The organism is Streptomyces achromogenes (assembly GCF_030816715.1).
Classification (GTDB): domain Bacteria; phylum Actinomycetota; class Actinomycetes; order Streptomycetales; family Streptomycetaceae; genus Streptomyces; species Streptomyces achromogenes_A.
Map to the genome: position 1 here is coordinate 8,727,615 of NZ_JAUSYH010000001.1, position 22,502 is coordinate 8,750,116.

At 70.5% G+C, this 22,502-nt stretch carries 18 protein-coding genes and 2 pseudogenes; 6 read left to right on the forward strand and 14 right to left on the reverse strand.

Annotated features, from left to right (window positions below):
• Positions 1-121: 121 nt before the first annotated feature.
• On the forward strand, positions 122-463 hold the full coding sequence (locus QF032_RS38365) for an STAS domain-containing protein (protein ID WP_307059717.1): 342 nt from the start codon (positions 122-124) through the stop codon (positions 461-463).
• A gap of 214 nt (positions 464-677) precedes the next feature.
• Here the strand turns inward: QF032_RS38365 and QF032_RS38370 are convergent, their stop codons facing one another.
• On the reverse strand, positions 678-1,235 hold the full coding sequence (locus tag QF032_RS38370) for a DinB family protein (protein ID WP_307049263.1): 558 nt from the start codon (positions 1,233-1,235) through the stop codon (positions 678-680).
• Positions 1,236-1,655: 420 nt separating this feature from the next.
• The gene (locus QF032_RS38375; RefSeq protein ID WP_307060527.1) at positions 1,656-3,416 is read right to left on the reverse strand and encodes a S8 family peptidase; all 1,761 of its coding nucleotides are present in this window, start codon (positions 3,414-3,416) and stop codon (positions 1,656-1,658) included.
• A gap of 473 nt (positions 3,417-3,889) precedes the next feature.
• On the opposite strand from QF032_RS38375, the gene tap reads away from it, so the two are divergent.
• Both tap and tpg read left to right on the forward strand, forming a co-directional pair.
• Positions 3,890-5,998, forward strand: coding sequence for a telomere-associated protein Tap (gene tap, locus QF032_RS38380; protein WP_307059719.1), 2,109 nt, complete (start codon positions 3,890-3,892; stop codon positions 5,996-5,998).
• Positions 5,999-6,213: 215 nt separating this feature from the next.
• The gene (gene tpg / locus QF032_RS38385) at positions 6,214-6,771 is read left to right on the forward strand and encodes a telomere-protecting terminal protein Tpg (protein ID WP_307049266.1); all 558 of its coding nucleotides are present in this window, start codon (positions 6,214-6,216) and stop codon (positions 6,769-6,771) included.
• A gap of 58 nt (positions 6,772-6,829) precedes the next feature.
• On the opposite strand, the gene QF032_RS38390 is transcribed toward tpg, so the two are convergent.
• Entirely contained in the window at positions 6,830-7,381 is a 552-nt protein-coding gene (locus QF032_RS38390; protein ID WP_307059720.1) for an SMI1/KNR4 family protein, read from the reverse strand.
• 553 nt (positions 7,382-7,934) lie between these two features.
• Positions 7,935-9,407, reverse strand: a complete 1,473-nt coding sequence (locus tag QF032_RS38395) for a DHA2 family efflux MFS transporter permease subunit (RefSeq protein ID WP_307059722.1) — start codon at positions 9,405-9,407, stop codon at positions 7,935-7,937.
• 135 nt (positions 9,408-9,542) lie between these two features.
• Here QF032_RS38395 and QF032_RS38400 point away from each other — a divergent pair, with 135 nt between their 5' ends.
• Positions 9,543-10,001, forward strand: coding sequence for a MarR family transcriptional regulator (locus tag QF032_RS38400; protein WP_307049271.1), 459 nt, complete (start codon positions 9,543-9,545; stop codon positions 9,999-10,001).
• Between the two features lie 141 nt (positions 10,002-10,142).
• On the opposite strand, the gene QF032_RS38405 is transcribed toward QF032_RS38400, so the two are convergent.
• The 4 genes and pseudogenes from QF032_RS38405 to QF032_RS38420 all read right to left on the reverse strand — a co-directional run bounded on the left by QF032_RS38405 (position 10,143) and on the right by QF032_RS38420 (position 13,505).
• Positions 10,143-10,781 carry a hypothetical protein gene (locus QF032_RS38405; RefSeq protein WP_307059724.1) on the reverse strand — a complete coding sequence of 213 codons (639 nt, stop codon included), beginning with the start codon at positions 10,779-10,781 and terminating at the stop codon, positions 10,143-10,145.
• Positions 10,778-12,163 (reverse strand): hypothetical protein, encoded by a 1,386-nt coding sequence (locus tag QF032_RS38410; RefSeq protein WP_307059726.1) that lies wholly within the window; start codon positions 12,161-12,163, stop codon positions 10,778-10,780. Before QF032_RS38410 ends, QF032_RS38405 begins: the two co-directional genes overlap by 4 nt.
• A pseudogene (locus tag QF032_RS38415) lies at positions 12,160-12,741 on the reverse strand (ATP-binding cassette domain-containing protein); the annotation flags it as partial. The pseudogene QF032_RS38415 and the gene QF032_RS38410, both read right to left, overlap by 4 nt.
• Positions 12,742-13,262: 521 nt before the next feature.
• Positions 13,263-13,505, reverse strand: a complete 243-nt coding sequence (locus QF032_RS38420; protein WP_307049275.1) for a DUF6411 family protein — start codon at positions 13,503-13,505, stop codon at positions 13,263-13,265.
• A 168-nt stretch (positions 13,506-13,673) separates the two neighbouring features.
• Between QF032_RS38420 and QF032_RS38425 the strand changes: the two genes are divergently transcribed.
• Positions 13,674-13,826: a hypothetical protein gene (locus QF032_RS38425; RefSeq protein WP_307059728.1), complete on the forward strand. Its 153-nt coding sequence runs from the start codon at positions 13,674-13,676 to the stop codon at positions 13,824-13,826.
• 63 nt (positions 13,827-13,889) lie between these two features.
• Here the strand turns inward: QF032_RS38425 and QF032_RS38430 are convergent, their stop codons facing one another.
• From QF032_RS38430 to QF032_RS38445, 4 genes and pseudogenes are all read right to left on the reverse strand, one after another.
• Positions 13,890-14,651 carry an isocitrate lyase/PEP mutase family protein gene (locus tag QF032_RS38430; protein ID WP_307049277.1) on the reverse strand — a complete coding sequence of 254 codons (762 nt, stop codon included), beginning with the start codon at positions 14,649-14,651 and terminating at the stop codon, positions 13,890-13,892.
• Positions 14,652-15,188: 537 nt separating this feature from the next.
• Positions 15,189-16,121: pseudogene (locus QF032_RS38435) on the reverse strand (extracellular catalytic domain type 1 short-chain-length polyhydroxyalkanoate depolymerase); the annotation flags it as partial.
• 317 nt (positions 16,122-16,438) lie between these two features.
• A complete protein-coding gene (locus tag QF032_RS38440) occupies positions 16,439-16,780 on the reverse strand; it encodes an arabinofuranosidase catalytic domain-containing protein (RefSeq protein ID WP_373430439.1) in 342 nt (113 codons plus the stop codon).
• 765 nt (positions 16,781-17,545) lie between these two features.
• Positions 17,546-18,283, reverse strand: a complete 738-nt coding sequence (locus QF032_RS38445; protein WP_307049281.1) for an SDR family oxidoreductase — start codon at positions 18,281-18,283, stop codon at positions 17,546-17,548.
• Between the two features lie 92 nt (positions 18,284-18,375).
• Here QF032_RS38445 and QF032_RS38450 point away from each other — a divergent pair, with 92 nt between their 5' ends.
• The gene (locus QF032_RS38450; protein ID WP_307049283.1) at positions 18,376-19,239 is read left to right on the forward strand and encodes a LysR family transcriptional regulator; all 864 of its coding nucleotides are present in this window, start codon (positions 18,376-18,378) and stop codon (positions 19,237-19,239) included.
• An 820-nt stretch (positions 19,240-20,059) separates the two neighbouring features.
• Here the strand turns inward: QF032_RS38450 and QF032_RS38460 are convergent.
• Together QF032_RS38460 and QF032_RS38465 are read right to left on the reverse strand one after the other, a co-directional pair.
• Positions 20,060-21,376, reverse strand: a complete 1,317-nt coding sequence (locus QF032_RS38460; RefSeq protein WP_307059729.1) for a glycoside hydrolase family 6 protein — start codon at positions 21,374-21,376, stop codon at positions 20,060-20,062.
• 120 nt (positions 21,377-21,496) lie between these two features.
• Positions 21,497-22,462 (reverse strand): glycoside hydrolase family 6 protein, encoded by a 966-nt coding sequence (locus QF032_RS38465; RefSeq protein WP_307059732.1) that lies wholly within the window; start codon positions 22,460-22,462, stop codon positions 21,497-21,499.
• Between the last annotated feature and the right edge of the window lie 40 nt (positions 22,463-22,502).

Sequence of the window (22,502 nt, forward strand, 5' to 3'; positions counted from 1 at the left end):
TCTTTGGGACGTTATGCGTTGCCCCCTACCAGGGCACCGGCCTCCCACCATCGTCGGCCCGCCCCGCGCAGGGGCGCTTCGCCTTTGGGCTCCTCACCCCCTGGAGAGGGGGCTGGCCCACATGCGTTTCACCATACGGATCTGTGGCGCTGTCGCTCACATCACCATGCACGGAGAGATCGACTACGACACCCTGCCGACGCTCCGCGCCGCTGCTGCCGAGCTGCCACCGGAAGTGGCAGAGCTGGTCTGGGACCTGCATGACGCCCGCTTCATGGACGTCGCCGGCCTCCACCTGCTCTTCGAACAGCCGTCACCAGAGGGCCCGGCCCGCAAGACGACAGTGACCAACGTCGCGTCCCAGCCGCTGCGGCTGCTGCTCCTCGCCACTGAAGTGAATCCCGCCCTTGAACTCGCTCATCTGCTTCCCGACACGCTCCCGGCCACACTGCTTGATGACTGACAGCCACCCAGCTCCACGACGAGAGACAGTGCCGCCACGCCGACCCGCACACAATCTCGGAGAAAGCCGGCACACGGGCCGGCCGCCTGAATAAGGGAACACGAGGCAGGAGCGAGCACCGCGCAGGCCATGGCGCGCGAACTGCTCGCCGCACGGGCCGCCGCCCGGGACCTGCGCGACCCACTGATCACCTGGTCGGTCACCGTAGCGGGCATCACCCGGTTCCGTCCTGCCAGCGGTAGAGGTCGCGCAGCAGGGAAATCTCGGCGCCGTGATGGATCAGCTCCCTGTTGACGTGCAGGACCCTGTTCTCCATGGGAAACTGCTCGGGACCCACCGGGGGCGGATTCTCCAGGTCAGCGTCCGAGAGTTCGCGGACCCCCGCGTTCCATCTCCCGTACATCTCGTCGAGTTGTTGAAGTGCCTCGTCAGCGGTCCCCGCATAGGCGAATTTCTCGGAGTCGACGTCCTGGCCGTCGAAGTACCATCCGACCCGATAGCCCAGGCACGAGACGATGATGTGCGCCAGCCGCCAGGCGATCGTGGTCACCGGCGCCGGTGCCGGCACCGCGTCAGGCGACGCGGAGTCCATCGTCCATTCCCCCGAGCCTGCCGACTTCGGTGCCGCCGACGCGCCACGTGGGCGGATGCTCCAGCAGCCGCGCACCGGCTCCCAGAAGTACTCCTCATCGGTGAGACCGTGCAGCCGCGGCCGCAGGTTCTGGTGCCAGTACCAGTCCAACTGCTCCGCGAGGCGCTCGCTTCTTGTCATTTCCGCACCCTATATACCGGAGACCTGGCGCCAAATGGAGGTTGAGACGGCGGCTGCCTTCGCGGTCCGGCGGGGACGGTGGCCCGGACCGCTCGGGCCGGCCGGTGCTCGTCGGGGGCCGCGGCGCGCAGCCGTGTCCGCGCTGCCCGTACGGGCAGCGCGGACACGGCCCCGCAGTTCCTCAGGGGGAGGCGCACGGTGAGCTGGACACCGGCCCCAGGCCGTCCGCGGCCTTCCTGGACGCCTCCGGCACGGTGGCCTCGACCGCGGCGGGCACCGCCGTCCAGGACCGTATGCCCTCAGCCGCCGAGCAGTTCGCAGCCCTGGTCGAACAGACCGCAACCCGCCGTGTCCGCGCGCGGGCGGGGAGCCGTCGCCGGCGCAATGCGTGTTTTGTACCCGGGCGTTGCCGGCCCTGCGCTAGAAGGTCAGGTTCCAGGCGTCGATCTTGCCCGTGTCGGAGGTGGCGTTGTCGTTGACGCGCAGCTTCCAGGTGCCGTTCGCGACCTCCGAGGAGGCGTTCACGGTGAAGGTCTGGGCGATGTTGTCGGCGCTGCCGCCGGCGTGGTTGTGCAGCGTGTAGACGGTGCCGTCCGGTGCCACCAGGTCGACCTTCAGGTCACCGATGTAGGTGTGCTTGATGTCCACGCCGACCTTGAGGGTGGCCGGGGCGTTGCCGGTCACGCCGGTGACGGCGATCGGGCTCTCCACGGTCGCGTTGTCGTTGACGGCGAAGTCCGCGAGGTTCTCGAAGTACTTGCCGGGCGGGGGAGTGGTCCCGACGGCCTTGAGGGCGTCGACCTGTCCTTCGCCGAAGAACGAGTTGCTGGCCGTCGTGCCCGTGCAGCGGCTGTCCGAGGGGCAGGCGATGTCGTTGGCCTGGGCGGCCAGCTTGGCGCGGATCTGCGCCGGGGTGATGCCCGGGTTGGCACTGGCGATGAGCGCCGCCACGCCGACCACGTGCGGGGTGGCCATCGAGGTGCCGCTCTTGCTGCCGTAGCCGCCGCCGGGGACGGTGGAGTACACGTTGCTGCCCGGCGCCGCGACGTCGATGACGCCCTGCCCGTAGTTGGAGAACGAGGCCTTGGTGACGCCCGTGCCGTTGGCCGCGACCGTGACCACGCCCGGCAGCTCGGTCGGGATGTCGAGGCAGGCGTTGGTGATGGTGCGGGTGACCGGCGTCGAGTCGTTCGGGCTCGCGGAGTCGGTCGTCTTGTGGGCGAGGTCGTAGTTCTCGTTGCCCGCGGCGGCGATCTGGAGGGAGCCCTTGCCTTCGGCGTACTCCTGGGCGCGCTTGACGCCCTCGATGATGGCGGCCTGGTCGATGTTGTCCGGGCAGTTGAACTGCCACGGGTCCGTGTAATAACTGTTGTTGGTGACCTGGAAGCCGTGGTCACCGGCCCACACGAAGCCGCAGATGGTGTTCTCGGCGAAGAAGAAGGCGTTGCCCGGCTCGGCGACCCGGACGGCGGAGATCTTCACCCCGGGGGCCACGCCGACGACGCCCTTGCCGTTCTTGGCCGCGGCGATGGTGCCCGCTACGTGGGTGCCGTGCGTGTCGACGTCCCGCCAGGCGCCGGCGCGGGTGTCGGGCTTGCCGTAGGCGCAGGAGACCGAGTCGGCCGCATCGAAGTTGGGCGCCAGGTCCTGGTGCTGGTCGTCCACACCGGTGTCCAGGATGCCGACCTTGACGGAGGCGGAGCCCGGGTTCACGGCCCAGGCCTGGTCGGCCTTGATCTGGCTCATGTCGGCCCGTACCGGTTCTCCGGCCGGGGTCGAGGACTGGGCCGGATTGGCCGGGAGCGCCGGGGAGTAGGCGTCGGCCGGGACGTCCGAGGTGCGCGTGGCGCCGACCTGCTGCACACCGGCGACGCCCCGCATGCTGGCGGCGAATCCGCTGGACGCCGAGTGGGCGACGATCACGCCGATGGCGTCGAAGTTCGAGAAGACGGTGCCGCCGTTGGCGGCGATCGCGGAACGGACCGCCGAATTGTCACCGGGGGCGGTGATCACGAGGTAGGCACGCGTGCCGGCCACCCAGGTCGCACTCAGGGAGGCCGGCACGGCGGCCGGAGCGTGGGCCTTGGCGGCCGGCGCGGTGGAGGGGGCGACGGGGAGCGTGCCCGCGAGGGCGCCGGGGGCACCGAACGCGAGGGCTGCGCCGAGCGTGGCCGCCAGCACCAGTGTGCGTCGAGGTCGGCTGGATCTGTGGGGTATCAATGCGTCCTCCGGAGACGGCCCGGCCGTGCTGAGGGCACCGGCCGGGCCGTACGAAACGAGTGGTGGATGCAAGATGTCAGACGCGTGCTCCTGTGCGGAAGTACCTTTCCGTGCCGGGAAGTTACAGGGGTATGGCTGAAAAGAGACACACTCCGGGCATCCATCGGTGAGAGGGAAGCCGAAGATCGTGCGGGCGGCGGCCCGGCTGGGCCAGGTGCTCGTGTCGAGCCGAACGCGATCAGCGGGTTTGCCTGACCGCGCCGACGCCGGTGACGGTCCGCCGGGCACAGCCCGCATGTCTTCCAGTGGCTGTGGGAGGGAGGCTCGCCCAGCGACGGGCTCGCCGCACCGGGCTGGGAATGCGCAGGTTGGGTTAAGTGATGGGGTAAGTTTCTGGATAAGTGATGTCGGGTGCTGAGATGAGGGTGCAGGGAATGGCATCTGAGGAAGAGTTGTTCGCGTCGGTTGACGCTCTGTTGAACGAGGAGCCGCATCTGCCGCCTCCGGCGGAGCGTGCCCGGCTGCGTGAGGCCGCCGGCATCACCCAGGCCCGCCTCGCCACGGCGTTGAAGACGACGACCCAGTCGGTGAAGAACTGGGAGAACGGCCGCAGCGAGCCGAAATCGCCGCGCCTGGACGCCTACCAACGGCTGCTGAACGGGTGGGCGGCGAAGTACCCAGCCCCCGGTAACGCCCCGGCAGCCTCCGTCGCGGCGATGGCGCCCGCGGCGTCTGGCGAGCCTGCCGCGTCCACGGGGGAAACAGCAGATGTCCCGCATGCTCCCGCCGTTGCAGCCGCGACGCCGGCGCGGCCCGCTGACCGGCCGGCCGCGGCATCGCGGCGTCCGGCCCCGAGGAAGGCGGTGCAGTCCGCGGCCGACCCGCGCTTTCCGCACGGGCCGCTCGCCGTGCTGGACGGTGACGGCTCCGCCTACGGCACGGGCGGCATCGTGCTGGACTGCCCCGCGACCACGGTGGTGGAGCTGGTGGAGTGGACGCTGCACGAGTCCGGCCTCGGCGCGCCGAAACTGAACCGCCACGGCAAGGACTCCGACCCCCTGATCGTGCTCACCGCCGCGGCCGCCGTGAAGCTCGGCCTCCCCGAGCGCCTGGAAGGCCACGAACAGCGCCGATCCCTGCGCCTGCCGGAGGACCACCCGGTGGTCAAGCAAGTGGTGAAGGCGAAGTGGAGGCTCACCCAGCGCGGGTTCGGGCCGTGGGCAAGGATCTACCGCAAGGCCCAGGGGCGCGAGCGGCAGTGTGTGCAGCTCGCCATCCTGTCCTGGGACGCCCTCGACGAGCGGGCGTGGCCCGGCGTGACGGAGATGGAACCGGCCGACATCGCCCGCGTCCTGGGCGTCTACGCCACCCGCGTCATCACCCCACGAGGGTCCACGGCCGTCTCCGGGCTGGAGCTGATGACGGCGCTGCGCCCGCCGACGCGCGCCGTACGGGACGAAGCGAGCGGGAACTGGGTTCCCGGCCACAACCCCGGTTCGCTCGGCACGGAGCCGATGGACCCGGCCCCGCCGGAGGCCACCCCTGAGCACCCCGTCGTCGTGGACTCCGGCTGGAGGGGCGGGTTCCTCAACGAGGAGGCGTACCAGTGGGTTCGGCCGGTGGAGCTCCTCAGCGACGAGGAGTGCACGCTGCCGTACGCCGTCGGCCTCGACCTCAACACCGCCTTCCTCGCCGCCGCAGCCCGCCTGGTCGTCGGCCTCAGCGCCCCCGACCACTTCCGCGCCCCGACGTTCAACCCGAAGATCCCCGGCTCCTGGCTGGTCGACCTCTCCCACATCGAGGTGAACCCGCGCCTGCCCTCGCCGTTCACCCCGGACGGCACCCGGCCGACCGGCCCCGCCTGGTACCAGACCCACACCGTCGCCTACGCCCAGGAACTCGGCTACAACGTCACCCCGCTGGAGGCGTATCTGCGCCGGGAGACCGGCGCGTACCTCGATCCGTGGCACGACCGCCTCAAGGAGGCCTACGCCGACACTCTCGCCGACCTCGGCGTCACCAAGGAGCTCACGGACGTCGAGTTTCTGACCGCCATGGAGCGGTACAAGGATGCCGACCCCGCCATGGCGGCCGTCCTCGCCGCGATCAAGGCCACGGTCAAGGGCGGCATCGGCAAGCTGCGCGAGCGCCCCCAGGGCAAGCGCTACAAGGAGGGCGAACGGTGGCCGGCCCTGCAGCGCCCGACGTGGCGCCCCGACATCCGCGCCGCCGTCATCTCCAAGGCCCGGGTCAACATGCACCGCAAACTCGCCAACATGGCCAGGATGACCGGCCTGTACCCGCTCGCCGTGCTCTCCGACTGCGTCGTCTACCCCTCATCGGGTGACAGCCCGCTCGACTTCCTGCCCTACGCCGCCTCCGGCAAGCCCCAGCCCGGCGCCTTCCGCCTCGGGCCCAACCCGGGCCTGGCCAAGCTGGAAGGCGTCCAGACGATGCTGTGGGCGGTCGACCTGATGGAGAAGGGCTACAACCCGGCCCGGCACATCAAAGGCGGCGACGCCGTCCTCGACGAAGGAGAGTAGGCGGCGTGGACACCGGCACCGGCACCGCACCGTCGCTGCAGGCCACAGGCCGACCGCGGACCCGCCCCGGCGTTCAGGAACCAGCAGTACGCCACACGCGCCCTGTGCAGCCGGCGCGGCACCCGCACGACCGTCCGCGCCCCACGCACCGGACCCGGTTCCCGGGCCTGGCCGACACGGACAGCAACAACCCCACCGCCGAGAAGGGCTGAGCCGTGGCAGAGATCGAGGACGCCATCGAGCGCGCCGACCTGGAAGCCTTCACCCGCCAACCGCCCAAGACCCTCCAGGCCCGTATCAACTTCCTGATCAAGCAGCTCAAGACGACCAAAGCCGTCGCCGCGGAACTCGGAGTCAGCCAGCGCTCGGTGGAGCGCTACCGCAAAGGCGAACGCAAGCACCCGCCCAAAGCGATCGCGGACCGCATCGAGGCCGCCGTACGGCAACGGTGGCAGCCACAGGTCCGCAAACGCCGACAGAAGCGGGCCGCCACCACGGGCGGGATCACCGTGGAGACCAGGGCCCGGTTCGGCTACACCGCACCCGTCGGCACCACCGACGACGGAAGGTTCCGACGACTGACCGTCCACCTCCCCCCGGCCTACGCACAACGCCTCTTCAACGCCCGCAACGCCGGAGCCGACGACCGACAACTGCGCCAGATCATCGCCGAAGGCCTCAAAGACATCTACTTCCAAGACAGCGGAACCCGCGCCACCGGACTCACCGACGTCACCCTCAATGACATCGACTACCTCGACCTCGACTACTGACCCCCGAAGATCGCCAGCCGTGGGCAGCGACGGTCTCTCGCGGTGGTTTGACGTGCGTTTACGGACCCTCTAGCCAATCGGTGTACCAGCTGCGAAAGCCGGGGCTCACCGGTACGAAGCCGCCCCAGTCCGGATCGATCTGCCAGACCTGGCCGGCGCGCGGGCCGTTCAGGACCAGCCGGATGAAGATGCCGCATGCCCGTTCGGCCAGCATGAGCGTGCCCCGGGTCAGCACATCGGCCGGTGCGCCGATCCGGCCGGGCAGGGGTGTGGTGAGAGGGAAAGGCTCGGCGAGTCGGCCCGGCAGTCCGTCTTCCTCCCACTCGCCGTCCACGGCCCACTCCTCGCCGGCCTCCGGGCGGGGGAGGGCCAACGGCATCAATCCGTGGCAGGGACCGGCGGGGCCGTTGCCCACCTCCGCGACGAAGGACCGGTATTCCATCGGCAGATCGATGCCGTGCGATTCCTCGAATGCTCGGATCTCCGCCTCTGGCAACCGAGGTGCCAGTTCGTACTGGTGCGTGTGAGCTCCGAAGCGCTTCTGCCCCGGGTCATGAGCTGCCATCGCATGTATCTGTGCGCGTACGCCGTCCTCGTCCCAAGCTTCCATCCGGCGACGGTAGCGTTGAGGTCTGCGACCCGGTATGCCGCACCCTCGCGCCACGCGTCCCAAAGGGAACCGCACCTACGCTGCACTCGATCGCCGCCGCGGCTTGCCGGTCGAGAAGACCACGCTGGGGCGACGGTTGCAGCAGCTGCCCGTCCGGCTGGCCGCCCGTCCCTTCTGGGAGACGAGCGCCGGCCGATCGCCTGCGGCCAGGGTCGGACCCCGGCAGAGGGTCCGGGAGCTGGAGGCAGCCGAAGACCTCCTGACAGATCAGCAGCGGCGGATCCTGGCGTGCATCAGGGTCTGGGTGGCCGGGCGTGCATCAGGGTCTGGGTGGCCGAGAACGGAGAAGCACCCACGATGCGGGACATCGGCCATGGCGTGTGGCCGTTGAGCACGGGATCCCTCGCATGCCAACTAGGCAGACTGGAACAGCTCGGTGTCATGCGCCGCGGCAAAGGACGAATCGCCCTGCGCTGGTGGGTATCTGCGCCTGAGACTCGGGGTTCCGTACGGTACGCGCACCCGACGGTGCATGGGTGGCGTCTCCTGTGGGTCAGTGGCCGGCTGGGCCTTGGCTCGCGTTCCGGGTGTTCGCGGTGGGTGTGGTGGACGGTGCGGGTGCGGTGGTGGGGGTTTTGGTGTGGTTGCGGAGGAGGAGACAGATGAGGATTCCGATGGTCACTACTGCGATGGGGAGGGCTGTGGTGGTGTGGAGGGTGGTCAGGAAGGCGGCCGCGTAGGTCTTGCCGGTGGCGAGTTCGGCGGTGAGTCGGTTCTGGAGCAGGGCGCTGACGGTGGCGGCGCCGATGACGGAGCCGGTCTGGCGGATGGTGTTGTTGATGCCTGACGCGGCGCCTGCGTGGTGGGGTGGGATGTGGCGCATGGTTTCGGCGGTCATGGGGGCGAGGGTGCAGCCGATGCCGAGGCCGGTGAGGAGGGTGGCGGGGAGAAAGGCCTGCCAGGGTGTCGCGGGGCCGGCGGTGAGTGCGATGGCGACGATGCCGCAGGCGTAGAGGGTGAGGCCGGTCAGGAGGAGGGGTTTGCCGCCGATGCGGTCGGCGAGGCGTCCTGCGTAGGGGCCGAGGGCCATGGACACCAGGGACGAGGGGGCGAGGACGAGGCCGGCTTTCATCGCGCTGAGGTGCAGTACGGACTGCAGGTAGAGGTTGAAGGGCAGTACGAGGCCCAGCATGGCGATGGAGATGAGGCCGACCAGCACGGTCATGACGGTGAAGTTGCGGTCTTGGAAGAGGGCGAAGGGGACGAGGGGTTCGCGGTCCTGGGTGGCGCGCTGGTGCAGCAGAAAGGCGCCGGCCAGTGCCAGGCCCGCGGCGATCAGGCCCCAGATTCCCGCCCCCCAGTGGTAGCGCTGGCCTTCCTGGAGGCCGAAGGCGAGGCAGAACAGTGCGGCGGTGGCCAGGAGCACGCCCGTCAGGTCGAAGCGGTGGGTGCGGGCGGGGCGGATGTCGGGGACGAGCGTGAAGGTCAGGGCGAGCGCTGCGATGCCGAGGGGCACATTCACCAGGAAGATCCAGCGCCAGCCGACGGTGGAGACGAGGACGCCGCCCAGGGTGGGGCCGGCCAGGGTGGCCGCGCCTGCGACCATGCCCCAGATCCCCAGCGCCGCGCCGCGTCGGTGGGCGGGGAACACCGACACGATCAGCGTCATCGTCTGGGGGACGAGGAGGGCTGCGCCGACGCCCTGCACGGCGCGGGCGGCGATCAGTGCCGCTGCGCCGGGGGCGAGTCCGCAGGCGATGCTGGCCAGAGTGAACACGGTCAGGCCTGCGGCGAACAGGGTGCGCGGGCCGTGCAGGTCGCCCAGTCTGCTCGCGGTGATCAGGGACACCGACAGGGCGAGGGCGTAGCCGCTGACCGTCCACAGGGCCTCATCCAGCGTGGCGCCGAGGCCGCTGATCATGTCGGGGATCGCGATGTTCACGATCGTCAGATCCAGCAGGGTCATGAAAAACCCGAGTGAGAGCGTCACCAGCACCGCCCAGGGGTTCGATCGCCACTTGCGCACGGCAGTCTCCTTCGTCCGTCGGGGGATGGCGGGCCGGTCTGCCCGGCGTCGCCCCTCACGCTAATGCATCAATAGAGATGCATCAATAGAGATGCATCTCTAGGTGATGCATCGAGACGGATGTACTGTGCGGGTATGGATGGAGTCGAGCTGTTCCTGTTGGGGCGCACCCTGATGAAGATCGGGGAAGGCGCCATGCCCGAGCCGGAGGGCGGCATGGCCCGCTACGGCGGTGGCGTACGGTCCGTGCTCATCGTGGTGAGTGACCTTTCCGCCCACCCCGACAGTGCCGTCGGCGAGATCGCCGCCCGCACCGGACTCCCGCAGAGCCAGGTCTCCACCGCCGTGGCCCGCCTGAAGGAGGCCGGCGCGGTCGTCACCGAGAACGACCCCAACGACCGCCGCCGCCTCCTGGTTCGTCAAGCGCCCCGTCCCTCCGACCGGATGGTCCAGGTCAGGGCGACCACTATCGACGGCGCTCTCGCCGATGCGCTCGGAGACGAGGACCCTGTGGCGATGAAGGAAGTCACCGACGCGCTCGATACGCTGGCCCGGCATCTGTCGCCGCAGGCGGCGCGGCGCAGACAGAGCTGACGCGGCTACCCGTCGTGGTCGGCACGCGCGGGGCCCTTGTCAGGAGGCAGGGGAACCTTCGAACGCGCGACTGCGGTGCGAGGTGGGTGCCGCGACAGCGGGGCCCGGCCGACCGGCGAAGGTCCGGTGTGAGCCCGCCTTTCAGCCAGCGCGTGCCGCAGAGACGTTCCGATCTCGCAATACTCGCCGGGGCGGCAGTGTGAGGGCCTCCGGTCCCGCGAGGGCGTAGAGCACCGTGCCGACCACCGCCAGGCACAGTGCCGTCCAGGTCGCCGCAGGCGTGCCGGCCGGCAGCAGCATCCAGGTCGCCACCTTCACGGGCACCGTGGTCGCCGGGGGCGGAGCGAGGAACGCGAACGCGAGCCAGGTGAAGGGGAACGCCCAGGCGTACCGTCCTCCCGCGACCGCCGCACCCAGGGCGGCCAGCCCCGCCAGACCCGCGCAGTCCCGGGCGACGAACTCGGTGGTGGCCAGGTCCTGACCCACCGCCTGCACGGTCAGGAGCACGGCGCCGACGATCGCGCCGCCGAGCAGCACGTGCGCCGCTCTGCGGGGAGCCCATCGGATCGCGGCGCTGCGGTCCAGGTCGAGGTCCTGCCCGCCGAGTCCGGTCGAGAGGGCCATGGCGCCCGCGGTGAGGACGACCGCGGGCAGTTGCGACCCACCGGGCGCGGCACTGCCGTCTCGAGTGAGCGCCCACACGGCCGCGGCACTGGTCAGCACCGTGGCGAGCGACGCGGGCACCTGGCGCGAGTGCGCGTACAGCGTCAGCCATCTCACTGGGACGGACCGCCTTTGAGTACCTCGAACGCGTCGCCCTCGCAGGAGAGAGCGGCGGCGTGCATCGCGTTGATGCGTGCGAGCTGTTGCGCCCGTGGCAGTGCCATGAGCTCCTCCCACACCGGTCGGACCCTGGCGATGACGTCGCGGTTCAACGCCGCCGACCCGGTGCCGGGCAGCGGCTCGAGATCCCCCAGCACCCAGCCCGCCGCGACGGTCTGCGCGAATTGGTCGCCTCCGAACGTGTTCCAGCCGACGGGACTGCATCCCGGCACCATGCCCTGAGCGATCAGAGCCCGAGTCACCTCCTCGCCTTCCGCGGCGGCGAGCATGCCGTCGTCGAAGTCGAAGAGCACGGTCGTGCGGGACCACTGTGGCTTGGCGCCGTCCGGCAGCATGGCGGTGTTCTCGCGGACCGTCTCCGGTGCCCGTCCGCCCAGCGCGCCGTGCAGCAGGCGCAGCGCCTCCTTTCCGGGGCCCGCCAGGCCGGCGAGTCGGGCCCGCTGCGCCCTGCTCACGCAGACGGAGCCGTCGCACACCGGCCTCGCGGCGGCCTCGTCGACGACGAACACCCGGCGCGGATCGGCGGGCAGGACGAGCAGGGCGAGCGCCGCGCCCGCCAGGACGGGCGCCAGCGCGAGCAGCCGGGTGTGCGGTGTCGCGGCGACCAGCAGCGCGAAACCGGTCGACGCCACGCCCAGCATCCAGATCGTCTGCCCGAGGTGCACGGGGGCGGAGAGCGTCACGAGCGCGTTCGGTACCTTCTCCACGGCGGGCGACAGCAGGACGAGCCGGTTCGGCTCCGCGCCGGTGGCTCCCGGCGCCGCGGCCGTCTCCGTCCGGGCCAGGACGGCCGTGAAGACGAAGGTGCCCATGGCCAGCGCGGGCGGGGTGAGCACGGACGGCAGGGCCCGTGCGGCCCCCATCCCCAGCACGGTCGCTGCGACGAGGGCGAGTACGCCCACCAGCGAGATGGGCAGCCACCCCAGGTGGGTGTACCGGGCGTGGGCGAACACCTGGACCGCGCCCACCAGGATCAGCGACACGAACGCCGCGACCAGGGTGAACGCCGTCGTGCCCGCCAGCGTGGCTGCGCGGTGCCATGTGGGACGCGGGGTGCTCGTCAGCAGGTCGGAGATCTTCGAGCGGTGGTCGCGCAGGCCCTGCAGTGCTCCGAGTCCTATGGCGAGCGGCCACAGGTAGAACAGCGGGGTGCGGGTCCACAGGGCCATGGACGTCCACTGGCCCGTCCACGCCGTGGTGGTCTCCGACCACGGTTCGGAGATCAGGTACAGCAGCGTCGACGCCGTCACCAGGGCCACGACGCCGGCCCAGGGGGCCAGGGAGCGCTTCAACTCGGTGCGCAGGACTCGGACGTTCACCAGTTGCCCCTCGCCTGTCCGGGGTGGAGCAGCAGGGCGGAGTAGCCGCGCTCGAGCGGGCTGTCGCCCACGTGCTCGGGTCCGCCCGCCGCGGCCAGCCGGTCGGGGGTGCCCTGGAAGACCAGCCGTCCTTCGGCGAAGAGCACCACATCCGTGCAGGCGGCGGCGACGTCCTCCACGAGATGGGTGGAGACCACGACGCAGGTGTCCGTGCCCAGTTGCTGCAACAGCTCGCGGAACCGCAGCCGTTGAGCCGGGTCGAGGCCGACCGTGGGCTCGTCCAGGAGAAGGATCTCCGGGTCGTTGACGAGGGCCTGGGCGATGCCCACCCTGCGGACCATGCCGCCCGACAGGGCCTTCATCCTCTCGTCGGCGCGGTCCGCCAGGCCCACCCTCTCCACGGCGCGCTGTACGGCGGCGGGTATGTCCGCCTTGGGGACCTCCTTCAGCCACGCCATGTACTCGACGAACTCACGCGCCGTGAAGCGCTTGTAGTAGCCGAACTCCTGCGGCAGATAGCCGATCCGGCGGCGCAGCGCGCGTTGGTCCCCCCGGCCTCCCGCGGCCGGCTCCCCGAGCGTCGGGCGCGCCCGCGTCGATCAATGCCCCGGTTCGACGAGACATCGTGGCAGACCCGTCCGGCGATTGTTCTGCCCGGCGTTGCGGCCCTCGCCAGGCATGTCGTCAGGTGCCCGGTGCGAAGGATGGGGCATGCGCGGAGTCTCGTCGGACGGGCCGGTGGTGCGGCTCAGTGGACTTGTCCCGGAGGCGGAGCCGTACTCCGAGAAGGCAGCCGATCGTCATGGCCTGCGCGCCCGTACCGCGACGTAGCCGGCAGCGCGCTCACACAGGGTGTGGCTGTCCGTCTCCCGGTCGTGCTCGGACGGCGGGCCCACCGGAAAAGGCGCCCGTTCTCTTCGTGGCTGCTGTCCGACATGCTTCCGCACGGTGGCCGCGAGCAGAAGCCGCTCGTGGCGGCTGCGTGCGGACGCGCGTGCGGCCCCGGCCGGCGAGGACGCCGGACGGGGCCGAGTTCAAAGAGCCGAGGTAGGGATCGGACGGATCACGGTGCGTCGGGGCGCCGCACCGCCGCGTCAGATCAGAAGGGAAGGCGGCCACGTGCCCGGCGGCCTGCGGAGCCGCTGCGACCGACGGCGCGCGAGCTGGACTGGAAAGGCTTGCTCAACAAGCGACCGAGCGGGCCAGGGGCCTTGGAACCGGCACGAGACCCCCAACCCAGTGTGCGCTGGGCGCCGTTCTGGGGGTGCCTGCTCAGTCGCGGGACGACGAAAGCGAGTATCGCGAGGACAACGCAGAAGGCGATCACGCCGACGATCATCATGGGAGCTCCTGGGCCGGTCTGAAAGGGGCACAACTCCGTGCCATCACACGGACTCGTCTCTTGCTACCGACCGACTGCCCGCTTCAGCGCGGAACACGCCAGGGCAGACCGACGGCCGGCGCGCCGAAGGAGCCTCTTCCGGACCAAGCCGCCAGGTGCTTCTGTCCGTTGTCCACACCGGCCGTGGGTCAGAAGGCCGCCGAACGGTTCGTGAGCAGAGCCGAGTTCCGCGCCGACACGGACCTCGTCGTCAAAGTCTCGCTCGTGCCGAGCGGCCCGGACTCGGGTTGGACGGTCGAGGTGACCCAGGGCTGGACGTAGTGACTCAGTCTGACGGGAGAGCGTCTCACTGAGTCGTCCCACCGTCGGCTGTGCACGAGTTGGTCAGGGCGCCCACGGCGTGAGCATGTCCTTCATCGCGTCCGTCAAGGCGAATTGCAGCAGCGGGCCGTAGGTGATCCGCCCGACGCCGAGGCGGCGGAAGCGCTCAAGATCGTGCTTGACGGGATGCGCCGTGGAGTTCACGGCAATGGTGACGGCGTCGGTCACGGCGGTCAGCAGGTCGTCGTTGTCCTGAATGCCCACCGGGTAGACACTGTCGGCGCCTGCCTGCTCCAGGGCGTGCAGTCGCTCGATCGCCTCGTCGAGGACGGCGGACGCGTCCTCGGCGTGGAGGAAGACGTCGGTGCGCCCGTTGACCCAGACGGGGATCCCGGCGTCGTCAGCCGCTGCGCGCAGGCCTGCGATGTAGTTTGCGTGCTCCTGGGTGGTGCGCACGCGTCCGCCGTCCGAGTGGACGGTGTCCTCGATGTTGAGACCGACGCCGCCGATTTCGGTGAGTCCGGCGATGAGGTCCGCGGGCTCTTGTCCGTAGCCGGCTTCCAGGTCCACGGACACCGGAACGTCTACCGCCGCGATGATGGGCCTGACGGCGGCGAGTACCTCCTCGAAGGTCTGCCCCTCGTGGTCGTCGGCTCCACGGGAGTCGGCGAGCGGATGACTGCCGATGGTGAGCGCGGGGAATCCGGCGCCCGCTGCCGTCCGCGCGGACCAGGCGTCCCAGACGGTCGGCAGTACAAGCGGCTTGTACTCGGCATGGAGTTGCTTGAGTCGTTGAGCGCGCTCAACGGTGGTGCGAATGTCCATGTCGAGGACGCTACCTCTCCCGGGCTCGCCACAACTACGCGTCCATGGCGCGCCGCTCTATCGCGAAGACAATCCGCTGCCTCAACAAGAACGCCACCCGCCTGGTCACCGAAGCCGGAGGAACCTGGCGCCGAATGCCGTGCCAGCGCGGCCTCGGCGCGGAAGCCGGTGGTGCTTTCACGCTTCACCCCCTCGACGGCGCTCGCCTCCGGGATCTGCTGAACGGCCGCGGTGGGCGGTCCGCACCCCCTGCTGATGTGCTCGGCACGCGGAAGCAGTTGTTCGCGGCTCCCCGGCCGAGCACGGTTCAGCTGAACGTCCTCCTCGGACTCGACGGCAAGACGGCTTCTCCCCACACGCGTGCACCGGCGTGACGGTCCCTGTCCGCCAGGTGGGCAAGTCGGGAGGGCGCGACACGGTGGGTCGAGCCGCCATGGGCGGGATTGGCGACGAGCAGCGTGGAGATCGGCGGAGGCGTCTTTCACCGGCATGTATGCGGGTGGCAGCGCCCCGTGTCCGTCCCGATGCCGGTCAGATCAGGCCCATGAACTGCAGGGCCATCGGTACCATGCCGCTCTGCGGCAGGCTGTGGCCCACGCCTTGGACGCTGATCGCTTCGACCGGTGCGGTGGTGCCGGTGCCGCCGTACCGGGTTCGGGTCCAGGTCGACTTGGGGTGATCGGTGAGGACGGGCGTCTGGTTCACACCGAGAACGTTGGTCCACTGCTTGATCTCTTCACCGAAGTCGACGTAGCTCAGTGTGGTGTCCTGCGTGCCGTGCCACACCTGCATGCGCGGGCGGGGCCCGGCGTAACCCGGATAGGCGGTGCGCACGAGGTTGCCCCACTGCTGGGGCGTCTTGGTGATTCTGCCGGCGGAGCAGTCGCTGTTCCACTCCGAGCCGTTCGTGGTGGCGAAGCAGCCGAAGGGCACGCCCGACAATGCCGAGCCGGCCTTGAAGACGTCGGGGTAGTCGCCGAGCAGCACGTTCGTCATCATCGCTCCGGAGGAGAAGCCGGTGGCGTAGACCCGGTTCGGGTCGGCGCTCCGGTGCTGTTGCTCCCACCGCACCATCGACACGATGCCCGCCGGGTCACTGCTGCCGTTGTGGGTCAGGGCGCGCGGTGACGACACGTCGAAGCACTTGCTGCTGCGGGTGACCGACGGGTACACGACGATGAACCCGTGCTGGTTGGCCAGCGAGGCGAACTCGCTGCCCGAGTACATGGCCGGTCCGGAGCCGCCACAGTAGTGGTTGGCCACCAGGACAGCCGGATGCGCACCGACGTTCTGCGGTACGTATTCGTACATCCTCAGGTTCGACGGGTTGTATCCAAAACCGGTGACTTCGGTCAGTGTCGCCGCGACTGGCGTCGCCGCCGAGGCCGGCACGGGCGATGTCAGCGCACCTGCCGCGACCGTCAGGCACATGGCGACGAGCCCGGTCAGCGCGGGAAGTAACCTCTTCATGGGTGGGGTGCCTCCGTTTCTGTCGAGGGTCCGTGCCGTCGGGCCGCGTGCCCCGGCGGCACGGTGGCCACCGGGGCGGGGCCGGTGGCCCGGCGGGGTGAAGCTCCCGGCTGCGTGTCTGGACGTGCGCTTTGCCCTTGCGTTGGATGTGCACGCTCCCGTCGTCGTCCCGGGAACTCTGCAGTGCGTGCTGCACGGGACGCAGCTTTGAATGCCTGTGCATCAGTGAGCTCCGTCGGCGTCGGTTGTCTCGCCCGATGCGGGGGAGGGGCTTCACAACTGTGTGAAGAACCTCCAGACCTCGCCCGGCACCCAGGTCATGGCGGCGCCGTGTTGCCGTGACCCGACTGGTCGTACACCCCCGTGATGACGCAGCTCGAGCCCGCACCGAAGGAGTCCTGGACCGCCGCGTTCGCCACACCGCCGGCAGCCACGACCCCGATGTTTCTGGTCGCGTTGTCCGAGGAGTGCCTGACCTGGTGGAGCGGGCCGTGGTACGACGCGTACAGGGCACCCACGGCGCTGTGCGCCGCGACGCACGGCGTCCCGCCGGCAGCGTAGAGGTCACGGGGACCTTCGGCGGCTGCCGACGCCGGGCCCGGCGAGATCAGGGCGGCCCGCTGCGTGACCAGGAGAGTCGCCACGCACGCGGCTGCCATGGCCGCCGAATGACGTGCGCTGCGTGCGCGACGCGGTGGGGGATGAAGGAGAGGGGCAGGACAGAGCGTCGGGGTGCTGGGGGCATGCCGGACTCCAAGGTGTGGTGAGCGGCCTTGCTTCAACACTGAGGGGAACCGGTCCGTGCTCACGGCGTAGAGCAGAGGGGCCGTACCTGAGGGGACGGTGCTGGTGCAGCGGGGTGCTGTCGCTCTTGCGTCGCCGTACGGGAGCCGGAGTGGTCAGCACCGGGCCCCTGTCACCTTGTCCGAAAAATCGAACAGCACTCGGTGTTTCGGACTCTTTGGATGATAGACATCCCATCGCGATCGTCAATGCCTGTCGCTCAATTCCGTGAAAGCACAGGGGTCGACACCTGTCATGGTGGCGATGTGTCCCCATGGACCTGTCCGGCACCAGTCTCGCCGGAGGGTGAATCATGTGACGACTCGTTAGGCCGCGACCATGCCTGTCCCGGCCATCCCGGGACGTGCTCAGCCTCCGGTCACTCGCCGTAGAAGCCACCGAAGTGCGACGGCGTCGATCGCGACCTCGAAGAACCGGCGGCAGGACAGCCTGCCCCGAGAGTGGAGAAAGTCTGTCAGGCGGCCGCCGAGAATCCTCATCGATCCGCAGTGCGGGCATCTCGTGCTCAGCTCTTGCTCGGTCCCGGTCGGATGGATGTTTCCCGCTGCTTCATCTGATCCGGACCGCCCGCGCCGCTTCGTGGACCCGCCGGGGCTTCGTCGGCTGAGGGCAGTTCGTGATCACCAGGGGACGACGCCGTCGTCCTCGAAGAACGAACCGCTCGGGCCGCCGTCGGGCAGTGTGGCGAGCCGGACAACTGTGGCCGCGCCCTGTTCAGGGGTGCGGGGTCCGTGAAAGCCTGTGAAGTCGGTCGCGACCAGGCCCGGACAGGCCGCGTTGATCAGGATGTTCGTACCGGCGAACTGCCGGGCGTACTGCACGGTGAGGGCGTTGAGGAACGACTTCGACGGCGCGTAGGCCGCCATGATCGGCCCGATCTCGGTGTCCGGGTCCGCCTGCCGCGCCAGGGAGCCGACGCTGCTGGAGACGTTGACGATACGCGGCGAGGCCGAGCGCCGCAGGAGCGGCAGCATCGCGTTGGTCACCCGGACGACACCCATGACGTTGGTGTCCACGACCGTGCGGAGCACCTCCAGGTCGAGCGCGGTCGGGTCCTGCTCCCACCCCGGGCCCATCTCGCCCGAGATGCCGGCGTTGTTGACCAGAGCGTCCAGGCGCCCGGCCAACCCTTCGACCAGCTCCGCGGCTTCGGTGACGCTCCGGTCGTCGGTCACGTCCAGCGGCACCCCGAACGCGTCCACGCCGAGGGCGCGCAGCTTTCCGACGGCGGTTTCACGCCGGGACGCATCACGGGCTCCCACGCCCACGCGGTACCCGAGGCCGCCCAGCCCGGCCGCGACCTCGTACCCGATGCCCTTGTTCGCGCCGGTCACCAGCGCGATCATCGTTTCGCTCATGCTGATGATGGTGGCCCTCGGACGAATAGCGCGGCCAACACCGATACGGTGCCCTGTCATACCTGTCAGGTATCACCGCGTATGCTGCGACCGTGCACACCCTGGAGACCCGCGAGTTGAGGTACTTCGTGGCTGTCGCCGAGGAACTGCACTTCGGGCGCGCCGCCGAGCGCCTCGGCATGGCCCAGCCGCCGCTGTCGCGGGCGATCCAGCAGCTCGAACGGCGCCTAGGGGTCTGCCTGCTGCAGCGCAACCGCCGCGGTGTCCGCCTGACCGGTGCCGGAGAGGTGCTGCTGCACGAGGGCCGGGCGGCCCTCGACGCGACCGCCGCCGCCGCTCGCCGCACCCGGCGCGCCGGCGGTGCCGACAGTCCCGGCGGCCCCCGTGACCGGCTGGTCCTCGCGGTGAAGGCCGCTGCGTCTCACGAACTGCTGCGGAAGCTTCTCGACGGCTACGCGGCCGAACCCGACAGCGCCGAGATCGAGGTGCTGCCGTGCGGCATTTGCGAGCAGGAAGAACTGCTGCGCGACGGACGCGCCGATGTCGCGCTCATGCACACGCCGTGGAACTCCCTCGCCGGCTTCGACAGCGAGGCACTGGCGGCCGAGGGGCAGGTCGCCGTCCTGCCTGCCGGGCACCCTCTCGCCGCTCACGAGACCTTGTCCCTGGCCGATGTCAGGGACGTCCCCGGTCTGCCGCTCGCCCGCTGGCCCACCCGCGGCGCCTACGCCCCCGGCCCTGGCCCCGAGGTCCACAACCAGACACAACTGGCCCAGTTGATCGCCCTCGGACGCACCGTGGCGGTCGTCCCCGACTCCGCCCGCTCCTGGCTGTGGGCCGAGCACGCGGCCGTTCCCTTGACCGACGCACCTCCCGTCGTGACCCACATCGCCTGGCCCGCGCACAGCCGCTCCCTCGCCCTGGCCGGCCTGGTCCGTACGGCCGTAAGGCTATGACCAGGTCCTGCCCCCATCGGTCAGCACCCGGGACGGGGCAGCGCGTGAGACTGCCGGAGGCCGGCGGCGCAGGGCAGCCTGGCGAGGGTCTCTGGGGCTACTCGGCCAGCGGGGGCGCACGGTGCGTCTCAAGCAGCCACGGCGACTGCCCATCGATGACGACGCGGCCCGCCGGGCTGTCCGGGGTCTCCAACCGCGGCGCGTGAAGGCCGCACTGCTCGAGCCGGCTGAAACCCCGTAGCGGGACCCGCCCAGGCGGCCGGTACCTGCCGCTGGCCCCCCTGCCCGGCGGCGGAGTTCTCCCGGCCGGGACCTACCGGCTGAGCATGCAGAAGCTCGACTCGCCGCTGCGGTCGCTCAGCACCCCCTGGTTCAACGTGGTCGTGGCCGCCCCCTGACCCCTCCACGGCTGACCGGCTTCACCCCCGAACGGGCCGGCTCCGGCGAATGCGGTGTGCCGGCGCCGATGCCCTGGTCGTCGTTGACGTGCGCGGCCGGGGCATCAGACTCCGACGGGCTGCCATTCCTGGTTGCGCCGCTGCCGGCGGCCCACTGGACGACCTTGGCGCCGGCAGCGCGCCGGCCGGACCCGCCCGACGACCGGTGACGGCGACGAGCCGTCCTACGCCGCCGGGCTCGCCGCGCTGTGCGGCGGGCGACGCCTGTTCCAGGCCTCCCGGCTGCTGCCGCCCCAGGCCGGTCACGAGAACGACGTCTCCTCCTCGAACGCGAGTTCTTCCTCGAGAAGCTGGAGGAAGAACCTCGTCCCGGTACGTGAGCGGACCGCCCCGCGGCCGGGCGGGCAGGGCGGTCCGGCCCTTCAGCGGTTGAACACGAGGCGGGGCGCCGCGTTGCGGGCCAGCGAATGGGCCTGGTCGGGCCACCAGGCGCCGGCGGGGGGATCGACGATGCCGTACTCGGGGTCGATCGTGCCGCCGGTGTTGCGCGTGCAGCTGCCGTCGGACTCGCCGGGGATCTTGATCCACAGGTAGGCGTCGACGAGGGGAACGCCCGTGGCCGCCGTGGGACGCGGCCCGAGCCCCCGTCCGGGCGCGTTGCACCAGACCTCCGGATCCCCGCTGTACTTGCCCGGCTCCGGGGTCCAGGCGCCTCGGCCGTTGCGGCTCGTGTCGATCACGAAGTGCTGCAGACGGCCGGACGGCGGGGCGCCCGCGTTCTGGTCGAACCAGGCGTCGGTCCACCGCCAGGTGGCGGGATCGGTCGAGTCGACGGCGTTGCCCGGGACGCCGTCGTTGGGGGCGGCCGAGGAGTAGTACTGACTGGCGCACCAGTCGGTGTGGCCGCGTGCCTGCTGCGGTCCCTCGGTGGCGAACCACATGCACTTCGCCACCCAGGCGCCGTACCTGGCGTTGTGGCCGGTGGGGAGGGTGTTGGAGACGTTCAGGGAGAACCCGTCGGCGGAGCGGACCCCGGCGTCCAGGAGCCGCTGGGCCATGTCGCCGACCGGCCGCCACAGGACGTTCCCCGCGTCCAGGTAGACCGCGGTGTGCGGCAGGGCCTTGAGAGTCCTGACGGCGTACCCGAGGTCGGCGATCCGGGCGGCCGTGAGCGCGCCGGTCGGGTCGGTGCCGGGGCCGCAGTCCTTCGGGAGGAGGGCCAGGCCGTCGGGCTCGACGACGACCAACGCCCGGCCCGGGCCGATGCCGGCGGCGAAGGCGTCGATCCACTGCCGGTAGGCGGCGGAGGACGCCGCTCCACCGCTGGAGTACTGCGAGCAGTCGCGGCCGGGCACGTCGTACGCGACCAGGACGGGCGTCCGGTGCGCGGCCCCGGCCCGGTGGACGAGTCGGCGCACCTTGGCGCGCACCTCGCCGGGCGTGCCCTCGGTGAACCATTCGGCCTGGGGCCAGCTCGCGAGCCGGGCCATGTTCGCGGCGTTCGCGAGGTCGCCGTGCTTGAGGTCCACGAGGGCCTGCTGTGCTGCCTTGCTGTGCGGGTCCGCGTAGAACCTCGTGCCGGCGGTGATCGCGTCCTGCCTCGGTGCGGCCCGGGACTGGGACGGGGGCTGCGGCTCCGGCCGGGCCTGAGCCTGGGTCGCGGTGAGAGCGGCGCAGGCGGTGAGCGCCGCCGCGACGGCGACGGCGACAGCTCGGCGCGGCGGGCGAGGTGCTTTCATGGCTGATCCTGATCTGGGGGATGGAGGGACAGGGGAGGAACGCCCGCCGTCCGTGGCCCGTTCGCCGGAAAACGGGCCACGGACAGCGGGCCGGGGGCCACGGGCCACGGGAGCGGGGGGTCAGTAGCCGTAGATCATCTTGTAGGCGACCTCCGGGAGGAACTGACCGGCCGAGGAGCCGCCTCCGACGCCGCAGTTGCCGTCGGACTCACCCGGGGTCTTGATCCACAGGAGCATCTCGGCGCCTCCGCCCAGCCGGGTGGGAGTGCCGATGCGGCGGCCGGAGGGGTTGCACCACTGGCCGTTGGAGCCGTTGCCGTTGCGGCTGGTGTCCACGACGAACGGCTTGGTGTAGCCGTACCGGGAGCTCAGTTCGCGGTTGACGGCATTGCCGTAGGCGGTGTTCTCCGCCGTGGTGAAGTAGTTGGAGATGTTGAGCGAGAAGCCGTGGGCCTGCCGCAGACCGGCGTTGTGCAGCCGCTGGGCCATGGTCGCAGCGTCGGCCCAGCCCGGGTTGCCGGAGTCGAGGTAGACCCAGGTGTTGGGGGCCTGTCGGCTGAACTGGCTCAGGGCGCCGCTGAGCATGCCCTGCCGTTCGCTGATCTGGGCCTGGTTCATGCAGCCGTAGTCCCCGAGGGAGTCCGGTTCGAGAAGCACTACCGCCGGGCGGTTGGCGATGCTGCCGGCGAACTGCGCGATCCAGTTCGCGTACGCGGCCGGCGAGGCGGCGCCGCCCGCCGAATGGCCGCCGCAGTAGTCGCGGTTGTAGATGTTGTACGCGACGAGGAGGGGCAGTTTGTCCGCGCGGTCCGCCGCCCCCGCGTACGAGCCGGCGGCGGTGCCGATGGCCCCGCTCCAGGAGCCGAACCAGCGGGCGGCCGGAGTGTTGGCGAGGGAGGCACTGATCGCGGGGGCCCGGCCGTCGCCGGGGTTGGCGGCGACCCACCGTTTCGCGCTGGCGTCGGGGTCGACGTAGAACCCGCTGGTCATGGTGGTCGGGTCGGCGGCGTGTGCCGACGGGGCGGCGGCGAGTGCCAGCGGCAGAGCGAAGAACGCTGTCACGAGGGCGCGGAGCCTGCGGCGCATGACTGAACCTCGGTTTCCTGGCGGGGATGCGTCGCACGCG